Raw genomic sequence first — 4,595 nt, 5'->3', positions numbered from 1 at the left:
CGCGAGGCCGTGGACCAGGGGCGCTACCGCAACGTTTCGGCCAAGTTCGCCCGGGGGTGGCGGCTTTGGCATGTGGGCCTGTTGGGGGCGGCCCAGCCGGCCATACCGGGCCTCAAGGAGGTCCGGCTGGCCGGGGCCGAGGATGGAATCACCTTCGAATTCGCCAAGGAGGCGGACATGGATGAACTGACGCGGCTGCGACAGGAGCTCGCCGACGCCAAGGAGGCCTTGCAAAAGGCCCGGGACGAGATCGCCCGGATCAAGGCCGAGAAGGCCGGCGAAGGCAAGGCCAAGGAGCTGGCGGCCCGGATCGACGAGCTGACCCGCAAACTCCAGACGACCGAAGAAGCCCGGGACAAGGCGGTCAAGGAATTCGCCGATTTCAAGGGCGAGCAGACCGCCAAGGGCCGGGAAGGCCGTTTCGACGCTCTGGTGGCCGCCGGCAAGGCACTGCCCGGGGAACGGGCCAAGGTGCTGGCCTTCGCCGCCGCCCTGGGGAGCGCCGGGGGCGAGATCGAACTCGCTGCCGGCGACGGCAAGACCGAGAAGGTCGGCCACGAGGAAGCCTACTGGCGCGAGCTCGAAAGCCGGCCGAATAACGGCCTGACCCGGGAATTCACCGCGCCCGCCGGAGGCGGCGGCAACAAGGAATCCGACGGCGGCAGCATGGCCGCCAAGTTCTAGGAGGCGGCCGTGACGAACCACAACGCGAATCTCGGGGCCCTGGACCTGGTCGAAAAGAAGGTCACGGCCGGCGGCCATCCGGTCATGCTCCGGTCCTGGCCGTTGCGTCCGGACGCGGGAGAACTGGCCGCCGGCCTGCTCGTCGCCCGCGACGAGGCCGGCCAGGTGCATGCCTACGGCGAAGACCTGGCCGAGACCGTGGGGAGCGGAGACGGGGCCGCCAAGGACTTCTCGGGAACCCTCGGCCCGGTGGAACCCGGCATCGCCGTGACCGACGGCGTGGAGGCCTTTGCCGACGACGGCTTCGGCACTCTGGCCGGTTCCGCCGGCGGCACGGGCAAGGTCGATTATCCGTCGGGCCGGTTCAAGGTGCATTTCAACGCCGCGCCGGCCAATGCGGCCGCCATAGTGGCCACCTCGACCCATGCCCCGGCCGGCGTGCTGACGCGCGACGCGGCCGCCGCGGCCGATGCCGTGGGCCTGGTTTGCGTGTCCGGCCCCGTGATGCGGGCCGCCCTGCTGGTGGGCGACGCCCCGGCCGACGCCGATTCCCTGGCTCAACTCGAACGGATGGGCGTCTGGCCCCTGTAGGCCGCCCCTGGAGGTCCCATGTCCCTGTACGTCAACATCCGCCGGCTTTTCACGCTGGCCGCCATCCGCAAGACCATCGAGACCGCGCCGCCGCTGGTCACCACGGTCTACGACACCTGCTTCCCGCCGGCCGTGCGCATCGAGCACGATTCGCCGGTCATCCCCGTGGCCGAGCTGCGGGGCATCGCCAACGTCATTCCCGTGGTGCAGCGCGGCGCGCCGAGTCAGCCCATCGTCACCGAGTCCATGCGCGCCGACTACATCGAGCCGCTGCCCGTGCGCGCCCACGTCCCGGTGACGGCCGTGGAGCTCAACAACTTCAAGCTTATGGGGGAGACGTCCAAGGAACGCTGGGCCGCCCGCAAGACGCTGGCCCTGCGCGCGAGCATTCGCCGCAGCATCGAAGCCTTGGCCGCGCAGGCGCAGTTCAATGGCGAGATCAACTTCCCCATGCTGCTCTCGAACGGCGCCTTCGCCCGCTACCGGGTCTCCTACGGCAGCGCCATCCAGACCTACGCCCCGGAAAAGACGTGGGACACGGCCGGCATGAAGTTGACCGACGTCTACACCCAGCTCGACGACATGGCCACGCTGCTCCAGGAGGAGGTCGCCGGCTCCATCCGTTTCCTGGCCGGCAAGAAGGCCTATGCCGTGCTGCTCGGCCTGGTCCAGGCCTTCGGCTCCACGGCCAAGGTGTCCGTGGCCTGGGACGAACGGGGCATCAACGTGGGCGGCCTGGTCGTGGCCAAGATGGCCGAGACCTACAAGGACCCGGAGACCGGCGCGGCCACGCCCAAGATCCCGGAAAAGGAAATCCGGGCCGTCGTCGCCGACTCCAACGCCTTCTTTTACGGGGCCATCGACGACCTCGACGCCAACTTGCAGCCTCTGCCGTTCTTCGCCAAGCCCATCAAGCTCGAAGACCCGTCCGAGATGCGCATCGTGGGCGAATCCAAGCCGCTGCCGGCCCCGGTGCCCCGCGCCGTGTGCAAGGCCGTGGTCGTGGCCTAACGGAGGTGCGCCATGGCCTACATCACCCTCGAGGACCTCCGGGCGCTCATCCAGGAGCGCGACATCCTGGACCTGACCAACGACGCCGGCACGGCGGCCGACTTGGCCGACCCGGCCGTGGCCCAGGTCCTGGCCGACGTCTTCGACCAGGCTTCCCAGGAAGTGGACGCGCACCTGGCCGGGGTGGCGGACGTGCCGCTCCCTACGCCGCCGCGCATCGTCCGGCAGCTCGCCGCCCGCATCGCGCGCTACCGGCTCTACCAGCGCCGCCCCAACCTCGTGGACGTCATCAAGCCCGTGGCCGCCGACTACAACGGGGCCGTCGGACTGCTGGAACAGTTCGCCGCCGGCACGCTCAAACTCCCGGGCTCCATCGGCAGCGAGCCCGTGGTGACGGGCGACAGCGGCCTGACCGCCTCGGGCGGCGCGCCGCGCTTCGGGGACGACTTCTGGAAAAGGATGCCGTGATGGATTTCCGCGTCGAGGTGGTCGTCGCGCCGACGGCCGGATTTCTGCTTCGTCTCCTGGCGCGGGTCGACGACCTGACGCCGGGCATGGCCCGGATCGGCATGCTGCTCGTGGGCAGCATCCAGGAAAACTTCGAACTGGGGCACGCGCCGGACGGCACGCGCTGGAAGCCGAGCCGCCGGGCGGTGCTCCAGGGCGGCCAGACCCTGGTCGATACCGGGGCGCTCCAGTCCGGCATCGTCTACGAGGCCTCGGCCAACCGGGTGGAGATCGGGCCGAGCGGCCCCTCGCTCAAGTACGCGCGCATCCACCAGGAGGGCGGCGAGATTCGCCCCAAGACGGCCAAGGCGCTTTTCTTCCGGGGCGCGGACGGCCAGGCGCGCACGGTCAAGGTGGTCCGCATCCCGGCGCGTCCCTACATGGGCATCAGCGCCGAGGACTGGAACGGCATCGGGGAAACCCTTCTCGACTACCTGGGAGAGGCCCATGGTTGAGATCCACGAGATGGAAGAGGCGCTGGTTACGGCCTTGTCGCCGCTGCGGGAAAGCCACGGCGTGCGCCAGATCAAGACCTACGGCGACGACCTGGAGCCCGAGGCCCTGCAAAGGCTCCTGCCCAATCTGCCGGCGCTGTTGGTGGTCTACGCCGGTTCGGTCATCGCGGACCTGGGCCAGCGGCAAATCGACCGGGGAGCCTATTTCGTCTTCGTCTGCGACCGCTCGCTACGGGCCGAGGCCGACGCCCGGTCCGGCGCGTCCGGGGCGTACCGGCTCCTGGGCGCGGTGCGCCAGCTCCTGCACGGCAAGGAGATTTTCCCGGACATGCCGGCGCTGCTCAAGCGCCAGGAAACCTTCCTGTCCCGCCAGGACATGACCGCCTGCTACGCGGTTTACGAGATCGCCCAGCCCTATCTGCTCGGCGAATAAGGAGAACGGCACATGCCCGAACAGCAAGAACAGCAAGTGCAGTTGACCCGCAAGGCCGTGGTCATGGCCAAGCTGGAGGAGACCTACGCCATGTTGCCGGCCATGGAGGCCAAAAACGGCGTCCTGGTCAACAACGGCGTGGACGTGGAGCCCACGGGCGAGAAGGTCAAGCGCGACGTGGTGCGCCGCACCTTCTCCCCGGCCGGGGCGGTCATCGGGGTCAAGAAGATCGTCTTCAAGGCCCAGGTCGAAGCGCGCGGCGGCGGCCTGGACGGAACCGGCAAGGTGCTGCCGCCGGACTGCGAGCCGCTCCTTTTGGCCTGCGGCACCCAGCGCACCGACGTGGTGCGGCTGACCGTGCCCGCGGTGACCGGGTTTCTCCTCGGCGAAACCGTCACCGGAGCCACTTCCGGCGCTACCGGGATGGTGCATCACGTCGACGGCAAGGACACGCTGGTGCTTGGAAGTGCTGTCGGGACCTTCCAGGCCGAACAGATCACCGGCGGGACTTCCAACGTCACCGCCGACGTGACCGCCGTCACGCCCGGCATCGAGTACCGGCCGATCACGGCCGACCCCGTGGACCAGGATTCCACGGCCGTGCTCTTCTACAAAAACAAAATCCTCTACACCGTGGTCGGCGCGCGCGGCACCTTCACGATGAACTGCGCGGTCAACAAGTACCCGCTGTTCGAATTCACCATGACGGGCCTGTGGACCGATCCGGCCGACGTCGCGAACCTCCCGGTCCCGGAATACGTGAAGCACAAGCCGCCCATGTTCATGGGGGCCAACCTGCGCATCGACGACTACCGGCCGGTGGTCACCGAGCTCAACTACGTCATGGGCAACACCATCGTGGACCGTCTGGACGCCAACGCCGACGACGGCATGGCGGGCATCCTCATCACCGG

Annotated in this window: 7 protein-coding genes; all 7 read left to right on the top strand. The window is 68.7% G+C overall.

The annotated features are described in order from the left end of the window. The coding region (locus Q1K70_RS05835; RefSeq protein ID WP_300156816.1) for a hypothetical protein at positions 1 to 684 on the top strand (684 nt) is incomplete at its 5' end. A 9-nt stretch (positions 685 to 693) separates the two neighbouring features. Next, the gene (locus Q1K70_RS05830) at positions 694 to 1,275 is read left to right on the top strand and encodes a hypothetical protein (protein ID WP_300156815.1); all 582 of its coding nucleotides are present in this window, start codon (positions 694 to 696) and stop codon (positions 1,273 to 1,275) included. An 18-nt stretch (positions 1,276 to 1,293) separates the two neighbouring features. Beyond that, on the top strand, positions 1,294 to 2,286 hold the full coding sequence (locus Q1K70_RS05825; RefSeq protein WP_300156813.1) for a major capsid protein: 993 nt from the start codon (positions 1,294 to 1,296) through the stop codon (positions 2,284 to 2,286). A gap of 12 nt (positions 2,287 to 2,298) precedes the next feature. After that, positions 2,299 to 2,754 (top strand): DUF1320 domain-containing protein, encoded by a 456-nt coding sequence (locus Q1K70_RS05820; RefSeq protein WP_300156811.1) that lies wholly within the window; start codon positions 2,299 to 2,301, stop codon positions 2,752 to 2,754. Then, the gene (locus Q1K70_RS05815; protein ID WP_300156809.1) at positions 2,754 to 3,248 is read left to right on the top strand and encodes a phage virion morphogenesis protein; all 495 of its coding nucleotides are present in this window, start codon (positions 2,754 to 2,756) and stop codon (positions 3,246 to 3,248) included. The genes Q1K70_RS05820 and Q1K70_RS05815 overlap by 1 nt, the downstream gene beginning before the upstream one ends. After that, entirely contained in the window at positions 3,241 to 3,681 is a 441-nt protein-coding gene (locus tag Q1K70_RS05810) for a phage protein Gp37 (RefSeq protein ID WP_300156807.1), read from the top strand. Before Q1K70_RS05815 ends, Q1K70_RS05810 begins: the two co-directional genes overlap by 8 nt. Before the next feature lie 12 nt (positions 3,682 to 3,693). Beyond that, on the top strand, positions 3,694 to 4,595 hold a 902-nt coding region (locus tag Q1K70_RS05805), incomplete at its 3' end, for a hypothetical protein (RefSeq protein ID WP_300156805.1).

The sequence above is a fragment of the Solidesulfovibrio sp. genome, assembly GCF_029978005.1.
Lineage (GTDB): Bacteria > Desulfobacterota > Desulfovibrionia > Desulfovibrionales > Desulfovibrionaceae > Solidesulfovibrio.
The sequence above is the reverse complement of the archived record's forward strand: the minus strand, read 5'-3'. Positions and strand labels throughout refer to the sequence as shown.